The following is a 17,905-nucleotide window of genomic DNA, read 5'->3' as shown; positions in this document are numbered from 1 at the left end:
AGATATGACGCAGCAGCAAAGAAGAAAAATATATCTTTTGCTGATTTTTGTTCTATTATTTAGAACATGGAGCAACTGAACTATCATCATCTGCGATATTTCAGGCAGGTCGCCCACGAAGGGAACCTGACCCGCGCGGCAGAACGTCTGAACCTGTCGCAATCTGCGCTCTCCACCCAAATCAAAACGCTCGAAGCGCGCATCGGCCACCCGTTGTTTGCGCGCGTGGGACGCGCCCTTGAACTGACCGAAGAAGGCCGCATCGCGCTGGACTATGCAGACCGGATTTTTGAAACAGGGGACGAGCTTCTTGCAACGCTCAGTCAAACCAACACGGCAATGCCCCCTTTGCGGGTCGGTGCCTTGTCGACCCTTTCGCGCAATTTTCAGATGCAGTTTCTCGCGCCCGTTCTGGAACGGTCTGATGTCGAAATCGTGCTGCGATCAGGCAGCGAAGATGATCTGCTTGCGGATCTGGACAGTCTCAATCTGGATGTCATGCTGACCACCGCTGCGCCGCGCCGCGCAATTGGCCCTGACATCACGGCGCATCGCTTGGCTGACCAGCCCGTCGCGATCCACGGGCGCCCTGATTTGATCGACTACGAAAGTCTCAAAGCGATGTTCGCCGCGGCATCCTTCATCCTACCGACCGAGCCGACCTTGCGCAGTGGTTTCTTTGGTCTGGCCGATCAACTGGATGTGCAGCCGCGCATTGTGGCGGATGTCGATGATATGGCGATGGTGCGCCTGCTGGCGCGCGCTGGCGCGGGCCTGGCCGTGGCGCCCTCGGTTGTGGTGGCGGACGAATTGGCCAACGGACGGCTGGTGACATCGACACTTCCCCTTCATATCCACGAAAGCTTTTTTGCGGTTACGCGCAGCAGACGGTTCCCCCACCCCCTGCTGGCCCATCTGCTGGACGCTGCGCGCGAGGCTACAAAGCGCAGGTGAAACATGCGAAGCGCAGCAGCTAAAGGTCGCAGATCACAAGGCTTTCCTTTCAACGCCAATTCCGCTAAACGCCCCGCATCTGAGACGTAACGCTACAGACCCCGGCGTTGTGCAAAAGGATTGGGGTCGGCGGCAATGGGGCCGCCAATGACAAAAGGGCACTCGGAACGCCGAGACAGGCCCGACACAGGAAACGCTAGATGTTTAATGTTACTAAAAAATCGATCCAGTGGGGCGAAGAAACGCTGACACTGGAAACGGGCAAGGTTGCCCGTCAGGCTGACGGTTCGGTCATCGCCACATATGGTGAAACCTCCGTCATGGCGAACGTCACGTTCGCAAAAGAACAAAAGCCGGGTCAAGACTTCTTCCCGCTGACTGTTCACTACAACGAGAAATACTACGCGGCTGGTAAAGTGCCTGGTGGCTTTTTCAAACGCGAAGCCCGCCCCACGGAAAAAGAGACGCTGACATCGCGTCTGATCGACCGCCCCATTCGCCCCTTGTTCGTGCCTGGCTTCAAAAACGAAGTTCTGGTGATCTGCACCGTCCTGTCGCACGACGGCGTCAACGACCCAGACATGATCGCGATGATCGCGGCGTCGGCTGCCCTGACAATCTCGGGCGCGCCGTTCATGGGCCCGATCGGTGCCTGCCGTGTGGGGTATGAGGATGGCGACTACATCCTGAACCCTGAAATGGACGACATGCACGACCTGAAAAACAACCCTGATCAACGCCTTGATCTGGTTGTTGCCGGCACAAAAGACGCCGTGATGATGGTTGAATCAGAAGCCTACGAGCTGACCGAAGAAGAAATGCTTGGCGCAGTGAAATTCGCCCACGAGCAAATCCAGCCTGCTATCGACCTGATCATTGATCTGGCCGAAGACTGCGCGAAAGAGCCGTTTGACTTCCAAGCGCCTGACTACAGCGACCTGTTTGCTGCGGTTCAGAAAGCGGGCGAAGACAAAATGCGCGCCGCTTACGCAATCACCGACAAGCAAGAGCGCACATCGGCCGTTGCCGCTGCCAAAGACGAAATCAAAGCGTCCTTGAGCGAAGAGCAACTGGAAGATGCAAACCTTGGTTCGGCGCTCAAAAAGCTGGAAAGCTCGGTTCTGCGCGGCGACGTTGTGAAAAACGGCAAGCGCATCGACGGTCGTAAGACTGACGAAATCCGTGACATCGTTTCCGAAACAGGCTTCTTGCCACGCACACACGGCTCGGCCCTGTTCACACGCGGCGAAACCCAAGGTCTGGTTGTGACCACATTGGGCACAGGCGACGACGAGCAGATGATCGACAGCCTGCAAGGCATGTATAAGTCGAACTTCCTGCTGCACTATAACTTCCCCCCCTATTCGGTTGGTGAAGTGGGTCGCTTTGGCCCTCCCGGTCGCCGTGAAATTGGTCACGGTAAACTGGCATGGCGCGCGCTTCAGGCCGTTCTGCCTGCCGCGACAGACTTCCCCTACACAATTCGCGTTGTGTCCGAGATCACTGAATCGAACGGCTCGTCCTCGATGGCGTCGGTCTGTGGTGGGTCGCTGTCCATGATGGACGCTGGCGTGCCGCTGAAATCGGCTGTGGCTGGTGTGGCCATGGGTCTGATCCTTGAGGACGACGGCTCCTACGCGATCCTGTCGGACATCTTGGGCGACGAAGATCACCTCGGCGACATGGACTTCAAAGTGGCTGGCACCGAAAACGGTATCACCTCGCTACAGATGGACATCAAGGTTGCAGGCATCACGCCAGAAATCATGGAAAAAGCCTTGGCCCAAGCCAAGGACGGCCGCATGCACATTCTGGGCGAGATGAACAAGGCCATCTCAGGCGCCGGTGAATTCAGTGCACACGCACCACGCATCGAAACTATGCAGATCCCAACGGACAAAATCCGCGAAGTGATCGGTTCGGGCGGTAAAGTGATCCGTGAAATCGTCGAAGTGTCGGGCGCGAAAGTCGACATCAACGACGAAGGCACAATCAAGATCGCAAGCCCCAACGCCGAAGCCATCCAGAAGGCCTATGACATGATCCACTCGATCGTGGCAGAGCCTGAAGAAGGTCAGATCTATAACGGCAAAGTCGTCAAAATCGTCGACTTCGGCGCTTTCGTGAACTTCTTTGGCAAACGCGATGGTCTGGTGCATGTATCCCAGATCGAAAACCGCCGCTTGAACCATCCTTCGGATGTTCTGAAAGAAGGCCAGGACGTGAAAGTCAAACTGCTTGGCTTTGACGATCGCGGCAAAGTGCGCCTGTCGATGAAAGTCGTTGATCAGGAAACTGGCGAAGAAATCAAAGACGAGCCTAAAAAGAAAAAAGGCGACGAAGAGGAATAAACCCCCTTTGACCGCTAAGACAGGAAAGGCCCTGCTGGAAACAGCGGGGCTTTTTGGGTACAACAACAAAAGGGCTGCAAAAAAGCCGCCCGGACCAACCTTTTGGATGTTAAACTCGTAATGTTCACCACAGACTGAGTGAGAAATTGGCAAAATTAGCAAGCTTCTGGTACGGCGATACACTTGGTGAAATCGAACAAGCATCCATCGCCTCGTTCATGAATACTGGCGATCAAATTACGATCTATTCCACTGAGCCCATAAAAAATTTACCCAATGGAGCTGTTAACGAAGACGCTTCTTTAATTTTTCCGTCGGATCCAATTGTTCTACACAAAAAAACGAAAAGTCCTGCACTTCATTCGGATCTCTTTCGATACGCACTTTTGAGTCAAACGGATGAAATATGGGTAGACTTGGACATTCTCGCCCTGCGCAGCTTCGATAATGCACCAGACTATTTTATAGGTTGGGAGGACAAGCACACTCTTAATGGTGCCGTGCTACGACTGCCAAAGACCTCATCAGCATTGCAGGCTTTATCGCGTTATGGCCCGACATCGCATGGTGTACCACCGATTCCTAACCTCAGGGGTTTTAGGAAAATTAAGTATTCGATGCGCGCGCGCTTCACGAGATACACTGTTGATCAATGGACTTGGGGAGCACTTGGACCTTTAGGCCTTACATATCACATGCAGGAAACAGAAGAGGACAAATTTGCCTTGCCGATCTCTGCTTTCTATCACGTACCTCTCCATCAGACACATCTGTTTGCGCTTGATGACGCTATCAAGATTTCTGAAATTCCTGACAATGCTTGGGCACTGCACTTATGGGGATCGAGACTCCGAAAAATCCTGTTGGAAGATTATGATGGAAGGCTTCCATCTAAGTGCTTTGTTAATAAATTCGCCTATGAAAACATCTTGGAACCGCCCGCCTAGCCTCCTTAACAGATGTTAAATTAGAAAGAACCGTTTTGAATTCCAGTCTAATTTGAGAGATACGGAAATGCCTCCAATTTATATCATCAGCCTTCATGACGCCTATGAAAGGAGACGGGCTATTTCCGCTCAAATGTCGGCGCTTGGACTTGACTATAGGTTCGTTGACGCATTCGATGGACGAGAGCTTGTTGTTGAAGAACATGCAAATTATGATCCTGACATCACAGACACGTTTTTGGGTCGTCATCTGTCGGGCGGGGAAATCGGCTGTTATGAAAGCCATGTTTCCGTGGCAAAAGAACTAGCGACGTCCAGCTATGAGATGGCCTTGGTGCTAGAAGATGACGCTATAATGACTAAAGACGCGGCACACACCCTCGTCCGCATAGCCGAACGACTGCGTCAGTCGAAGCAGGCTTGGGACATCGTCAATCTTGCACCTGCTGCTCTTAAATATAGCTCGGTCATAGCAAAATTTGGTGCTTACCATTTGTATAGAGCTCACTATTTCCCAACCTTAACGACAGCGCTTCTTTGGTCGAAGAGCGGCGCGACAGCATTTCTGAATGATCATTCGGCCATTGGCCTCCCTATTGACGAGTACTTTCGAATTCGGTTCACACAAAACAACAGAGGGCTTGCAGTCTTGCCGCCACTATTCCCCCCCTCAGGTGCTGAAAGTGATATTGACTTAGGTGCTTCATTCGGCAGACGGCAAAAGCTATCCTTTTGGCGCAAGCAAGTATCGCGCACCCCTCTGCGCATCCGCGCCATACGTTCTAAAATCAATGGGGTTTTCGACAACTTCGCGTTGTGAAATCGCGTCAAATAAGTTCGAGGGATTTGCGACGAAGAGGAATAAATCCCTCTGACCGCCAAAACAGGAAAGGCCCCGCTCAACAAAGCGGGGCCTTTTTTTCGCCGTTGTTATGGGGTCTGTTGTGCTCAAATGATTCAAACACAAGCGATGTGACCGCTATGATTGCCAATTTTACAAGACGCGCGTTCCTTGCGACAGCGTCCAGTGCGCTCGCCACTCCCATGCTTGCCGCCTCCAATCCTGCGTTGCCCGCGGCGTTGCACCCAAAAAAGGTCGGACTTCAGGTCGACGTCGAGCCCTACCAAATCCACGTCGAAACGGGTCTCTTTCGCCTGTATTGGACCCTGCCCGACAACGAAGCGATCCGCTTTCCTGTCGGTGTGGCCTATTCCGCGCGGCATGTGACAGGCACGTTCAAAATTCGCCGCAAAGCCAAATGGCCAAGTTGGACACCCACCCGCAATATGATCCGCCGCGAGCCAGAGCTTTATGCAAAATACGCAAGCGGCATCAAAGGGGGCGATCCGCTGAACCCCCTTGGGTCACGCGCGCTCTATCTCTACCGTGGCAACCGTGACAGCCTGCTGCGCATCCATGGAACCAACCGCCCCGAAGACGTGGGCAAACGGGTATCCAACGGCTGCATCCGAATGGTGAACAGCCATGTGGCCTACCTGTATGAACAAGTTAAAAACGGCACCGAGGTTTTCATTTACTAAGATGGCCAATCCCTGCCCAATTTTTCTGATCAACCTTGCTGACTCTACGGATCGTCTTGAGGCCGCACGCACGGCCCTTGGTCAACTTGGCGTGTCGTTCACACGCATCGACGCCTTTGATGGTCGCCAGACCGTTGCGGCCGATCATCCGGACTTTGATACGCAAAAGGCCCGCAAGACAATGGGCCGTGATATGTCTGGGGGCGAGCTTGGCTGTTGTTTCAGTCAAATCCGCGCCGTCGAGGCCTTTCTGGAAACGGGCGCCGATTTTGGCCTCACGCTCGAAGATGATATGGTGCCACATGCCCACGCCATCAAAGTGGTCGAGCGTATCATCGAAAAAGAACGTGGTTTGAAACGTCAAACGCCTTGGTATGTGTGCAACCTCGGAGATGAACCTGCCAAAATCAACCGCAGTGCGTACACCATGAACACCGATAATCAGGATTGGCACATGCTGCGTGCTTTTTACTTCCCCATGGGCGGCACTGCACTGCTCTGGACCCGCGATGGCGCCAAGGAATTCGTGCGTATCGCCAAACCAATCTACGAACCCTTCGACAATTTCCTGCGCAACTGGCTTTTGACCAACGCGCAAGGCATGGCAGTGACGCCAGCTGTTTTTGCCCCCGCAGGCACCGACAGTGATATCGACAAATCGCATACGGCCACCCGCCGGGTCGAAGTGGGCCGCGACTGGACTTATGGCCTCAAAAAAGCACGGCGCACATATGGTGGACGGGTCCGGGCATTGGTCAAAAAACTGACCTTCCGTGCCTAGCACCCGTTAAAAACCGCGACCCACAAAAATTTTATTTGGGCAGCCCCCTACATTTGGTATGGTCCCGAACAAACGAACACAGCTATTTGAGCATCTCACCCAATGAACCGTCGCGCCCTTCTTTCGTCAGCGCCCGCCTTGATCTTGGCGGCCTCGCCTGCCTCCGCCTTTTTGCGGAAGAAAAAACCGACCATCGGCAACGAATATTATGAGCTGGAAGAGCACTTCAAACCACAAATGGTCGAGGTGCCACAAAGCTGGCAGGTTGGGTCAATCCGCGTGATCTCGGACTATTTCATGCTCTATCACGTGCGTGCGCGCGGGCAGGCATGGCGCGTTGGCGTTTCACTGGGTGAGGACGGCATGAAATTTCGGGGGCGCGCCACCATCACGCGCAAAGCGCTTAAACCGCGCTGGAGCCCTACCCCCAACATGCTGCGACGCCGCCCCGATCTCTATGGCCCGTATCGCAACGGGCTTCCGGGGGGGCATCCAAAGAACCCGATGGGATCTGCCGCCCTCTATATGTCTGTGAACGGTCGCCCCACCTATTACCGCATTCACGGCACAAACATCCCGTGGTCTATCGGGCTGGCCTATGAGACAGGCTGCATCAAACTGCGCAACGATCATATGGAAATGTTGTATCCACATGTGGCCGTAGGCACGCGGATGCTTGTGACCTAATGGAAACCAATTCTTAGTCAGAATCAGCCACCTTTGGGGCGTAGCCACCAAAGGAGACATTATATGCATCTGTCCCGCCGCAGGGCCATCACGGGCGCCGCCGCAAGCATCGCCATTGGCACCCCTCTCATCGCATCTGCCAGCAATTTACCACCTTTGCCGCAGCAATTCCGCCCCCGATTGGTGAAGGTGCGCGACACCCTGCGCGTCGGTGACATCCACGTGGTGAATGATGCCCATTTTCTGTATCATGTGACGGCCAAGGGGCAGGCCGTGCGCTACGGTGTGGCGCTTGGTGAATTGGGTCGCCGGTTTCGCGGCCCCGGCCTTGTGACGCATAAAAAGAAATGGCCAAGCTGGCGACCAACGCCCAATATGATCCGCTTGGAACCTGCGCTTTACGGTCCTTACCGCGATGGTCTGCCGGGTGGCCATCCCAAAAACCCGATGGGATCAGCGGCGCTCTACCTTTCGGTCAACGGTCGGGCCACTTATTTCCGCATCCACGGCACGCATCTGCCCCATACCATCGGCACGTCTTTTTCCAGCGGCTGCATCCGCCTGCGCAACGATCATATGTTGCAGCTCTACGATGCAGTGCCCGCCTCGGGCACACGGGTGATTGTGCACGCATAACAAAAAGGCGCCGTCTTCCCAAAAGACAGCGCCAATTCGACAGGTATCATCTGGCGTTAAGACGGCAGTTTGGTTTTGCGCAAATAGGGCAGAACGGTTTCGAACGCGCCGAACTTCGCCGCAGCATCTTCATTGCTAACAGTCGGCGGGATGATCACATCGTCGCCCATCACCCAGTTGGCAGGGGTCGCAACACCGTTGCCAGTGCTGGTTTGCAACGCATCCAAGGCGCGAAGAACTTCGGCAAAATTGCGGCCCACTGTCATCGGGTAGGTCATCGACAGCTTCAACTGCTTGTCCGGACCGATGATGAACACAGATCGCACCGTCGCACTATCTGCAGGCGTGCGACCGTCAGGCAGATAGGCCTCGCTTGGCAACATATCAAAGGCCTTTGACACAGCCAGATCTTCATCCGCGATAATCGGAAAGCCAGCGGTGGTGCCTGCAACCTGTTCGATATCGCCTTTCCACTTCTTGTGGTCTTCCACCCCGTCTACCGAGACACCAATCACCTTGGTTCCGCGCTTTTCCCATTCCGCAGAAAGCTGCGCGACGGCCCCGAACTCGGTTGTGCAAACGGGGGTGAAATCCTTGGGATGTGAAAACAGAATGGCCCAACTGTCACCAATCCAGTCGTGAAACTGAATTGTGCCCTGATCTGTTTCGGCCGTAAAATCAGGCACGATGTCGTTGATACGTAGCCCCATGTCGGTGCTCCCTTCGTTGAATGACGTTGCGATCTATATAAGCCCTCTTGAAGCCCCCCGTAACCCCATGACAGGGTGCGGCAAATGCGAATGGGAGAGCATCCAATGGACAGCAAGCAATTCTACATCAACGGCGCATGGGTAAACCCTGTTGAGGCCAAGGACTTTGACGTCATCGATCCGTCTACCGAAGAAGTCTGCGACACGATTTCCTTGGGCGGTCAGGCCGATACAGATGCCGCCGTCGCCGCCGCCAAAGCGGCTTTCATCCCGTGGTCCCAAACACCGCGTGCAGAACGCGTGGCCTTGCTGGAAAAACTGCTGGAAATTTACAACGCACGCTCCGAAGACATGGCGCAAGCCATCTCCAAGGAAATGGGCGCGCCGCAGGATCTGGCCCGCGCACAACAGGTGGGCGCAGGCTCGTGGCACTTGCAAGGGTTCCTCAAGGCCTTCGAGACATTTGAATTCGAACAGAAATTCACCGAAACAGAACGCACACTTTACGAACCCATTGGCGTTTGCGCCCTGATCACGCCGTGGAACTGGCCGATGAACCAAATCGTGCTCAAGGCGATCCCCGCTTTGGCGACAGGCTGCACCATGGTGCTCAAACCCTCCGAGATTGCGCCACTGTCGGGCCTTCTTTTTGCGGACTTCATCCATGAAGCAGGCTTCCCCGCAGGGGTCTTCAACATGGTGAACGGCGATGGCGCAGGCGTCGGCAGCCAGCTTTCCACGCATCCAGATGTGGACATGGTCAGCTTCACAGGCTCGACCCGCGCTGGCACGGCCATCACCAAAGCCGCCGCCGATACGCTCAAACGTGTTAGCCTCGAATTGGGCGGCAAAGGGGCCAACATCATCTTTGCCGATGCCGATGCCGATGCGGTCACCCGCGGCGCAGGCCGGTGCTTTCGCAACTCGGGCCAGTCGTGCAACGCGCCAACGCGGATGCTGGTCGAACGCGCGCGATATGACGAGGCCGTTGAACAAGCCGCAGCAGCAGCCGAAGCAACACGCGTCGGCCCCGCGTCCGAGGAAGGCAAGCACATCGGCCCTGTGGTCAGCGAACTTCAGTTCAACAAGATCCAAGACCTCATCAAAGTGGGGATGGAGGAATCCCGCCTTGTCGCCGGTGGCCTTGGCCGCCCCGATGGCCTGAACCGCGGCTACTATGTCAAACCCACAGTCTTTGCAGATGTCACAAATGATATGGTCACAGCCCAGACCGAAATCTTCGGACCTGTTTTGTCGATCATCCCGTTCGACACCGAAGAAGAAGCCGTGGCCATCGCCAATGATACACTCTACGGGCTGACCAACTACGTCCAGTCCAATGACGACGAAAAACGGATCCGCGTGGCCCGTCAGTTGCGCTCAGGCATGGTTGAAACCAACGGCAAGGGCTTTGCCCAAGGCTCGCCCTTTGGCGGCTACAAGCAATCCGGCAATGGCCGCGAAGGTGGCGTTTTTGGCATCCACGAATTCCTAGAGGTCAAAGCCGTCTCGGGATGGCCTGCCGAATAATCGCCCTACCCAAACGCAATCAAGCCCTGCCACCGCGCAGGGCTTTTTTGTTGCGAAAATACGTGCCGGCGATCAACCCGAACGCCAGACACCCCAACGCCAATCCAGTCACCAAATATACGCCCCGCAGCCCCACCAAAGGCACCAAAGGTTGTGACATCAAAGGCGATATGAACTGCCCCCCGAACACGCAAGCCGTAAACGCCCCCGACACCCGTCCGCGCAAATGCGCAGGCGCGGCGGCCACCATGCCCAGTGACAGTGCGGGCCAGATCAACGCGCCGAACAGGCCAAGCCCGACATTGGACAAAACGACAATCCCATACGACGGGGCCAGACCAATCAGACCATAACTCATCCCTAAGCCACCAAAGCCCACCGCAAGGATCATCCCAAGCTGCAACCGCGATGCGACCCGCCCGTAAAATGGCGCGATACAGGCAGTGACCAATGTGCCGACCCCAATCGCAATCCCCGTCAGGCTCGGGCGGTCCAATCCCAATTCTTCGATCATGAAAAACGGCAGCTGTGTGGGCACCGTGTAAAACGTCGCCATGTTGATCAGGGCCAGCAGACAAAACCCCGCCGCCAGCCACAGGTTGCCATCGCCACCGCCCTGCTTGGGCGTGGCACTTCGATCAGGCTCCCAGATATAAGCGGCGGCCAACAGCGCCACGCCCATAGTGCTCACATAAATCCAGTAAGGCGCGCGCCAATCGATCTCGGCCAGAAAGCCACCGCCCGTCACCCAGATCAGCCCCCCGAAAGAGGCCGCCGCGGTTTGCAGCCCCATGAACTTGGCACGCTCTGACCCCTCAAAATAATCACCCACAAGTGCTGTGGCCGAGGTCATCACCAGCGCAACCGCCAGCCCCAGAAACGCGCGGCCCACCAACAGGGCATTCAGGCTGTCCACCCACAGCCCGCTGCCGCCGGCCACCGCATACAGCAGGCACGCGCCAATCAGCACGCCGCGGCGGCCAAAGCGATCAACGATCCATCCGCCAAATGGGGCCACCATCGCAATCACGATGGCAGGCAGCGTCAGCGCCAGCCGCGCCAGCACCTCCACATTTGGCGTATCAATGAAATGATCGCGCAAGGCGGGCAAAGAGGTCGAGATCGTGGCCCCCGCCATAATCGTCAGCGACCCCGCGATCATCAGTGTCAGCTTCAGGCCTAATCCGCGCTCATGCACGTTAACCACCTCAATTAACCTTTCATGTGCGAAAATCGCGTCAGACGCGGAGCAGACGCTGCGCATACGCTCTGCCATACCCTCTGCCAGCCCCTCAAAACGGCGCCTTCGCTTTAAAGGTTAACATCCGTCCGCCATCAGGATGATGCAATTTGAGCACCTCCGAATGCAGCATCATGCGCTCGTAATTCAGCGCCTCACCGCTGGCATAAAACGGGTCTCCAAGGATGGGATGCCCCAGATGCAGGCAATGCACACGCAGCTGATGTGACCGCCCCGTTTGCGGGTTCAGACGCAGGCGCGTTTCGCCGTTGCCGCGCTTGAGAACCTTCCAGTCCGTGACAGCAGGCTTGCCGGTTTCGTAGCAAATTTTTTGCAACGGGCGGTTCGGCCAATCCACGATCAATGGCTGATCAACAGTGCCTTCATCGTCAGAGATTTCCCCCCAAACCCTTGCAATATATGTCTTTTTCGGGCGTCGCTTTTCGAACTGCAACCCGATGTGGCGTTGCGCATGGGGCGTCAGCGCCCAGACCATCACGCCGCTGGTGTCGCGGTCCAGACGGTGCACCGTCAGCGCCGTTGGAAAGGCAGCGCGCACCCGCGCCTCCAGACAATCTGCCAGATGCGGGCCCTTGCCAGGCACGCTCAACAGGCCATGCGGCTTGTTCACGACGACGATTTCATGGTCGTCATGGATCACCTCAAGCGGCGTATCGGGCGGGTTGTAGTCACTACTCATCCCGCTCGTCTAACGCATGATTTGCTAAACCTTAACCCTTTGTGATGTAGGATCATAAAACGGTTTCAAACTGGCCTCCGCTTTCACCCGAACCCCCGCCACATCAATTTCATAGGCGGAGCTTAACAGATCGTTAACGCTTTCGCCTTTGCACGGCACATATCCCATGCCCATCGCCGCCCCCAAATGGTGCCCGTACGTCCCCGACGACAGGTATCCAACCACCTCGCCATCGCGCAAAATCGTTTCATTGTGATACAGCAGCGGCTCGGGATCGCTCAGCTTGAATTGCACCAAACGGGTAGCTAACCCACTGTCTTGCTTGGCTAAAATTGCATCGCGGCCAATATAGTCGGCCTTGTCTTTCTTTACCGCAAAGCCAAGCCCCGCTTCCATCACATGATCTTCGGCGGTGATGTCATGACCGAAGTGTCGGAAACCCTTTTCGATGCGGCAGGTGTCCATCATATGCATGCCGCACAGGGTTAACCCAAAGTCCTGCCCCGCCTCGTGTAAAGTCTCAAACACATGCGCCGCTTGGTCGGCACTAACATAGACCTCCCACCCAAGCTCCCCCACATAAGTCACGCGATGCACCCGCGCCAAACCCATGCCAATCTCGATCTCTTGGGCCGTGCCGAAGGGGTTGGTTTCGTTGGAAAAATCATTGGGCGAGACTGCTTGCAACAGCTCACGTGACCGCGGCCCCATCACCGCCAAAACGCCCTCACCGGCCGTGACATCGGTGATCACCACATTGAAGTCACCCACATGGCGCATCAACCACGTTTGGTCGGCCAACCGCGTCGCCGCAGGGGTCACAACCAGATAGGCCGTTTCCGACAGCCGCGTGATCGTCACATCTGCCTCGATACCCCCGTTTTTATTAAGGAACTGCGAATATACGATCTTGCCCACAGGCACCGAATAGTTGCCACCTGCAACGTAATTCAAAAAGGCTTCGGCGTCGCGGCCTTCGACCCTAATCTTACCGAAGGACGACATATCATACATGCCAACATTGCTGCGCACCGCGCGGTGTTCTTCGGCCACGTTTTCAAAGAAATTCTGACGTTTCCAGCTATAGCGATATTCGCGTTCCTGACTGCCGCGCGCGAACCAGTTGGCGCGCTCCCACCCCGCCAATTCGCCCATCACAGCGCCTTCGTTTAACAAGTGCTGATGGAACGGCGTGCGCCGCACACCGCGGGCCGTCGCCTTTTGCAAATAGGGGAAGTGATCCGCATAAAGCAGACCCAGAGTTTCCTTAGAGCGTTCAAACAAATAGGTTTTATTGCTCTGAAACGGTTGCATCCGACTGATATCAACATCGCCCAGATCGAACGGTTTTTCGCCCGCGTCCATCCATGCCGCCAGCGCCTGACCCGCGCCGCCCGCCGATTGAATCCCGATGGAATTGAAGCCCGCCGCCACCCAGACGTTGTCCATCTCGGGACACAGCCCAAGGTGGTAGGCATCGTCAGGTGTGAAACCTTCGGGACCATTGAAAAACGTGTGAATCCCCGCCTCGGCCAGCATGGGCATCCGATCCACAGCGTTCTCAAGGATTGGCTCAAAGTGGTCGAAATCCTCGGGCAGTTGGTCGAATTCAAAGTCCTTCGGAATACCATCCATTGCCCAGGGTTTTGCGTTTGGCTCAAACGCGCCAAGCAGCATCTTGCCCGCGTCTTCCTTGTAATAGGCACATTCGTCGGGCACCCGTAAAACAGGCATTTGCTTCAGGTTTTCAATGGCTTCGGTCACAATATAAAAATGCTCGCAGGCATGCAGCGGCACATTGGTGTTCAGCATTTTACCAACCTCGCGGCCCCACATGCCGCCGCAGTTGACCACATGTTCACACGCAATCTGCCCGCTTTCGCCGCTTTCGCTTTCCCAGTGGATGCCAGTGATCCGCCGCCCATCGCGCACAACACCCGTGGCCTTGGTCCGTTCAATCACCTTCGCCCCGTTCTGACGCGCGCCCTTTGCCAGCGCCAATGCGATATTGGCCGGATCGCCCTGCCCATCCAGCGGAAGCCAGACCCCCGCTTTGACGCCATCAATGTTCAGATGCTCATATTTCGCCTTCACCTCGTCAGGCGTGATTTCTTCCACCTCGACGCCAAAGGCGCGCGCCATGGCCGCTTGGCGAAAGATCTCGTCGCGGCGCTCATCGGTCAATGCCACTGTGATGGATCCACAACGTTTGAAGCCAGTGGCGACACCCGTTTCGGCCTCCAGGTTGCCGTATAATTCTTGGGAATACTTGGCCAGTTTCGTCATATTGGCCGAGGCACGCAGCTGCGCAATCAGGCCGGCGGCATGCCATGTGGTGCCACTGGTCAGCTGTTTGCGCTCTAGAAGAACGGTGTCTTTCCAGCCTTGTTTTGCTAGGTGATACGCGACCGAGCAGCCAATCACGCCGCCCCCGATAATGACAACACGCGCTGATGATGGAACGCTCATTATGATCCCTCTAGACTATGGTGTGACCGGCGGCGCGCAAACGCTCCGCAATGGCAGAGATATGGGCAGGGCTGACCTCGCAACAGCCGCCAACAATGGTGGCCCCTTGATCCACCCAGGCCATCGCATGATCGGCATAGACAGCAGGGGTGATGTCGTGGCGCACACTCAGCGCATCGACCGTAGGTTTGGTTTTCAGGAACCCATCGCTGATCTTGGTAAACGCGTTGGCGTAGGCCCCGAATGGCAGACCCGCTTGGGCCAGAACGGCCAAAGCGGGCGCTATCGCCTCGGGGACAGAACAGTTGACCAGAACAGCGGCAGCGCCATCCAGAACAGGCAGCACATCGGCGACAGGCTCGCCCGAGCGCAGCTTGATCCCGTCATCATCTTGCACGGTCACGGCCAACCACACGGGAAGGCCCGTTTCTTTTGCGGCGGTCAAAACACTGCGCGCATGATCTACAGAGGCGACCGTTTCGCAAATGATCAAATCCACATGCGGCGCAAGCGCCTGAGCCACATCGCGATAAAGCGGAATGGCCACGTCACCCGCGGGGTGAATATCAGGGCGATACGAGGCAATCAGCGGCCCGATGCTGCCTGCAATCCGCGCTTTGCCGCGCACGCCTTCGGCTTCTGCCACAGCGGTTTTCAGCAGTTGCATCTGCTGACCTGCCATCTCCGTATCGGCCAATCGATCCACGTGGCTGGCATAAGTGTTCAAGGTCGCAACCGTGGCGCCGGCAGCTGTGAAATCGGCATGCACCTGCCCCACAAGGCCGGGTCTGTCGATCATCACCTGCGTCGACCAAAGCGGCGTGGGGCGGTCGCCTGCGCGGTGGATCAGCTCTTGGCCCATGCCGCCGTCCAAAAGGGTAATCTGGCTCATGCGCGTATCCTTTCGTTCGCGGGATCCCATAGCGGCGTATCCCCTTGGACCGTCGCCGCGATACGTTTGCCATAAACCTCAATTTCCACAGGTGTACCAGCCACAGCGATGTCAGGGCGAAGCATGCCCAAAGCCACTGATTGGCCCGTGCGATACCCCATCGCCGCCGATGTGATTTCGCCCACCCGTTCGCCCTTTACAAACACCGGCGCCATATAGGGGGCATCGTGTTCACATTCGGCGACCGTCAGCATGGTGAACGCTTTTTTGCGGCCCTGTTGCTTTTCGATCTGAATGGCGGTTTTGCCAGGGAAATCCTGCGGTTTGTCCAATTTGATGAACCGCTCCAACCCACCTTCGAGAAGTGTATAGTCGGTCGACAGATCCCCCTTCCAAGCGCGATACCCTTTTTCGATCCGCATCGAATTGAGCGCATACATCCCGAAGGGCGTGGCCCCCGCTGCAAGAACGGCGTCATACAGCGCGGGGATGTTTTCCATTTTCGCATGGATTTCCCACCCAAGTTCGCCCGCAAATGAGACCCGCGCCAGCTTGCATGGCGTGCCAGCCACCCTTGCCTCTTGGTGGGTTAGCCAGCCAAGCGACAGGTCTGCGTCTGTGCCCATTGTCTCGAACACTTCACGCGCTTTGGGCCCCGTGACAATCAGGGTCGACATCGCGGTGGTCAAATCCTTGAGCGTCAGCGCAGCAGGTAAGGCTTTGGCCAGAATATCATAGTCGTGCCATTGCGCCGATGCGGCGGTAATCAGGGTGAAATCGTCCTCAGCGTGGCGGATCAGAGACATTTCGGTCAGGATGCGCCCCTTGCTGTCGGGGAAATATCCAAGGTTCATGCGGCCCACTTTGGGCAGGGCGCCAGCGATCAGGCCGCGCAGGTATTCCGCAGCGCCTGCGCCCGACAGATGGAACCGTGAAAAGCCGGGCAGGTCCAGAACACCGACGCCGTCGCGCACCGCTTCCACTTCTTCGCGGATGCGCTGTTCCCACGGGCCGACACGCGACCATGTTTCCGAGCTGTCCGACGACGTGTCATCACCGTCTTTAGCAAACCAGTTGGCCCGCTCCCAACCATTGTAGACGCCCATCACGCCACCCATTTCACGGATTTTGGCATCCACTGGCGACAGCTTCTTGTTGCGGCCCGCGGGCCATTCGTGGTGCGGGAAATGCATGGCGTATTCGTGGCCATAGGTTTCGAGTGCCTTTTGAAGGCAATAGTCGTGGTCGGCGTAATCGGTATAGCGGCGCGGATCGACCGACCACATGTCCTGTTCGGTCTCGCCGTGGATCAACCATTCAGCCATGACCTTGCCAGCCCCGCCGCCCTGCACAATGCCAAAGGTAAAGCTGTGGGCCTCATAAGCGTTGCGCACACCCGGCATCGGGCCAATCATCGGCAAGCCATCAGGGGCATAGGGGATCGGGCCGTTGATGTTGCGGCCCACGCCACCTGTGCCAAGAACAGGGACGCGTTCCATCGCATCCTCGATATACCACTCAAGACGGTCCAGATCGTCGGGATAAAGCTGGAAGCTGAAGTCATGGGGCATTGGATCGTCTTTGCTGATCCAATGCGCCTTACAATTGCGCTCATACGGCCCAAGGTTCAGGCCGTTTTTGTCTTGGCGCAGGTAGTAGCTGCTGTCCACATCACGGATCATGGGGGTCTTACGGCCGTTTTCCTTGGTCCACGCTTTGATCTCGTCAATCTCTTCAGTCAGGAAATACTGGTGCGACATGACCACCAAGGGCACATCGCGTCCGCCGTAGGGCTTGAACCATTCACCGACACGGGCCGCGTAATATCCAGCGGCGTTCACAACCTTCTCGCAGCGAATGTCACCTTTTTCGGTATGGACGACCCAATCATCCCCCTCACGGCTGACACCCGTCGCAGGGCAGAACCGCTCGATGCGCGCGCCCAAGTCGCGTGCGCCTTTGGCCAGAGCTTGGGTCAGTTGTGCGGGATCAATGTCGCCATCCAGCGGGTCCCACAGGATACCTTCCAGATCGTGGCTTTCGACAAAGGGGTTATAGTCCTTCATTTCGGCGGCGGTGATCATCGGCATCTCAAGCCCCATAGATGCCGCGAGGCCCGAGACCTTTTCAAACTCCAACGCCCGCTCTTTGGTGTGACCAAGCCGAAGCGCCCCCGTCACGTGATAGTTCATCGGATAGTCCACCGCGTCAGCCAAACCGCGATACATCTCCAGAGAGTAGCGCTGCATGTTCATCACGGCCCAGTTGGGCGCAAAGTTCGGGCAGTTGCCTGCCGCGTGCCATGTCGATCCTGCCGTCAGCTCGTTCTTTTCCAGCAGCACACAATCGGTCCAGCCTTCCTTGGCCAAGTGATAGAGCGTCGAGACCCCCACGACCCCGCCCCCAATGATCACCACGCGGGCTTGTGTTGGAAAATCAGCCATGTCGTTCTCTCCCCTTTTGTAG

15 protein-coding genes are annotated in these 17,905 nt (G+C 56.5%); 9 read left to right on the top strand and 6 right to left on the bottom strand.

Annotation, left to right across the window (positions count from 1 at the left end):
• Positions 1-66 precede the first annotated feature (66 nt).
• From L1065_RS08755 to L1065_RS08720, 8 genes are all read left to right on the top strand, one after another.
• Entirely contained in the window at positions 67-954 is an 888-nt protein-coding gene (locus tag L1065_RS08755) for a LysR family transcriptional regulator (RefSeq protein ID WP_237095081.1), read from the top strand.
• A gap of 200 nt (positions 955-1,154) precedes the next feature.
• Positions 1,155-3,305, top strand: coding sequence for a polyribonucleotide nucleotidyltransferase (pnp, locus tag L1065_RS08750; RefSeq protein ID WP_237095080.1), 2,151 nt, complete (start codon positions 1,155-1,157; stop codon positions 3,303-3,305).
• A gap of 146 nt (positions 3,306-3,451) precedes the next feature.
• Positions 3,452-4,252 carry a hypothetical protein gene (locus tag L1065_RS08745; RefSeq protein WP_237095079.1) on the top strand — a complete coding sequence of 267 codons (801 nt, stop codon included), beginning with the start codon at positions 3,452-3,454 and terminating at the stop codon, positions 4,250-4,252.
• A gap of 52 nt (positions 4,253-4,304) precedes the next feature.
• Positions 4,305-5,072, top strand: coding sequence for a glycosyltransferase family 25 protein (locus L1065_RS08740; RefSeq protein WP_237095078.1), 768 nt, complete (start codon positions 4,305-4,307; stop codon positions 5,070-5,072).
• Between the two features lie 161 nt (positions 5,073-5,233).
• On the top strand, positions 5,234-5,794 hold the full coding sequence (locus L1065_RS08735) for a L,D-transpeptidase (protein WP_237095077.1): 561 nt from the start codon (positions 5,234-5,236) through the stop codon (positions 5,792-5,794).
• A 1-nt stretch (position 5,795) separates the two neighbouring features.
• Entirely contained in the window at positions 5,796-6,575 is a 780-nt protein-coding gene (locus L1065_RS08730) for a glycosyltransferase family 25 protein (protein WP_237095076.1), read from the top strand.
• A gap of 102 nt (positions 6,576-6,677) precedes the next feature.
• Positions 6,678-7,262 carry a L,D-transpeptidase gene (locus L1065_RS08725; RefSeq protein ID WP_237095075.1) on the top strand — a complete coding sequence of 195 codons (585 nt, stop codon included), beginning with the start codon at positions 6,678-6,680 and terminating at the stop codon, positions 7,260-7,262.
• Positions 7,263-7,325: 63 nt separating this feature from the next.
• Positions 7,326-7,898, top strand: coding sequence for a L,D-transpeptidase (locus tag L1065_RS08720; RefSeq protein WP_237095074.1), 573 nt, complete (start codon positions 7,326-7,328; stop codon positions 7,896-7,898).
• A 56-nt stretch (positions 7,899-7,954) separates the two neighbouring features.
• On the opposite strand, the gene L1065_RS08715 is transcribed toward L1065_RS08720, so the two are convergent.
• The gene (locus L1065_RS08715) at positions 7,955-8,608 is read right to left on the bottom strand and encodes a peroxiredoxin (protein ID WP_237095073.1); all 654 of its coding nucleotides are present in this window, start codon (positions 8,606-8,608) and stop codon (positions 7,955-7,957) included.
• A gap of 105 nt (positions 8,609-8,713) precedes the next feature.
• On the opposite strand from L1065_RS08715, the gene L1065_RS08710 reads away from it, so the two are divergent.
• Positions 8,714-10,138, top strand: a complete 1,425-nt coding sequence (locus tag L1065_RS08710; protein WP_237095072.1) for an aldehyde dehydrogenase family protein — start codon at positions 8,714-8,716, stop codon at positions 10,136-10,138.
• Between the two features lie 19 nt (positions 10,139-10,157).
• Here the strand turns inward: L1065_RS08710 and L1065_RS08705 are convergent, their stop codons facing one another.
• Genes L1065_RS08705 through L1065_RS08685 form a run of 5 tightly spaced genes read right to left on the bottom strand, consistent with a single transcriptional unit; the run spans position 10,158 to position 17,883 of the window.
• Positions 10,158-11,414, bottom strand: coding sequence for an MFS transporter (locus L1065_RS08705; RefSeq protein WP_237095071.1), 1,257 nt, complete (start codon positions 11,412-11,414; stop codon positions 10,158-10,160).
• Between the two features lie 16 nt (positions 11,415-11,430).
• Positions 11,431-12,078 (bottom strand): pseudouridine synthase, encoded by a 648-nt coding sequence (locus L1065_RS08700; protein WP_237095070.1) that lies wholly within the window; start codon positions 12,076-12,078, stop codon positions 11,431-11,433.
• A gap of 24 nt (positions 12,079-12,102) precedes the next feature.
• A complete protein-coding gene (locus L1065_RS08695; protein ID WP_239030000.1) occupies positions 12,103-14,547 on the bottom strand; it encodes an FAD-dependent oxidoreductase in 2,445 nt (814 codons plus the stop codon).
• 10 nt (positions 14,548-14,557) lie between these two features.
• A complete protein-coding gene (locus L1065_RS08690; RefSeq protein WP_237095069.1) occupies positions 14,558-15,439 on the bottom strand; it encodes a homocysteine S-methyltransferase family protein in 882 nt (293 codons plus the stop codon).
• Positions 15,436-17,883: an FAD-dependent oxidoreductase gene (locus L1065_RS08685; RefSeq protein ID WP_237095068.1), complete on the bottom strand. Its 2,448-nt coding sequence runs from the start codon at positions 17,881-17,883 to the stop codon at positions 15,436-15,438. Before L1065_RS08685 ends, L1065_RS08690 begins: the two co-directional genes overlap by 4 nt.
• Positions 17,884-17,905 lie beyond the last annotated feature (22 nt).

Source organism: Nereida sp. MMG025, from assembly GCF_021654165.1.
Classification (GTDB): domain Bacteria; phylum Pseudomonadota; class Alphaproteobacteria; order Rhodobacterales; family Rhodobacteraceae; genus Nereida.
This window is presented reverse-complemented; position numbering and strand designations above follow the sequence as displayed.

Excerpts from the sequence above, each read along its gene's own strand:
- L1065_RS08720 (WP_237095074.1), top strand. The coding sequence starts at position 7,326 with ATGCATCTGTCCCGCCGCAGGGCCATCACGGGCGCCGCCGCAAGCATC.
- L1065_RS08705 (WP_237095071.1), bottom strand. The coding sequence starts at position 11,414 with ATGGCAGAGCGTATGCGCAGCGTCTGCTCCGCGTCTGACGCGATTTTC.
- pnp (WP_237095080.1), top strand. The coding sequence starts at position 1,155 with ATGTTTAATGTTACTAAAAAATCGATCCAGTGGGGCGAAGAAACGCTG.
- L1065_RS08685 (WP_237095068.1), bottom strand. The coding sequence starts at position 17,883 with ATGGCTGATTTTCCAACACAAGCCCGCGTGGTGATCATTGGGGGCGGG.
- L1065_RS08690 (WP_237095069.1), bottom strand. The coding sequence starts at position 15,439 with ATGAGCCAGATTACCCTTTTGGACGGCGGCATGGGCCAAGAGCTGATC.
- L1065_RS08725 (WP_237095075.1), top strand. The coding sequence starts at position 6,678 with ATGAACCGTCGCGCCCTTCTTTCGTCAGCGCCCGCCTTGATCTTGGCG.
- L1065_RS08700 (WP_237095070.1), bottom strand. The coding sequence starts at position 12,078 with ATGAGTAGTGACTACAACCCGCCCGATACGCCGCTTGAGGTGATCCAT.
- L1065_RS08755 (WP_237095081.1), top strand. The coding sequence starts at position 67 with ATGGAGCAACTGAACTATCATCATCTGCGATATTTCAGGCAGGTCGCC.
- L1065_RS08695 (WP_239030000.1), bottom strand. The coding sequence starts at position 14,547 with ATGAGCGTTCCATCATCAGCGCGTGTTGTCATTATCGGGGGCGGCGTG.
- L1065_RS08735 (WP_237095077.1), top strand. The coding sequence starts at position 5,234 with ATGATTGCCAATTTTACAAGACGCGCGTTCCTTGCGACAGCGTCCAGT.
- L1065_RS08730 (WP_237095076.1), top strand. The coding sequence starts at position 5,796 with ATGGCCAATCCCTGCCCAATTTTTCTGATCAACCTTGCTGACTCTACG.
- L1065_RS08715 (WP_237095073.1), bottom strand. The coding sequence starts at position 8,608 with ATGGGGCTACGTATCAACGACATCGTGCCTGATTTTACGGCCGAAACA.
- L1065_RS08710 (WP_237095072.1), top strand. The coding sequence starts at position 8,714 with ATGGACAGCAAGCAATTCTACATCAACGGCGCATGGGTAAACCCTGTT.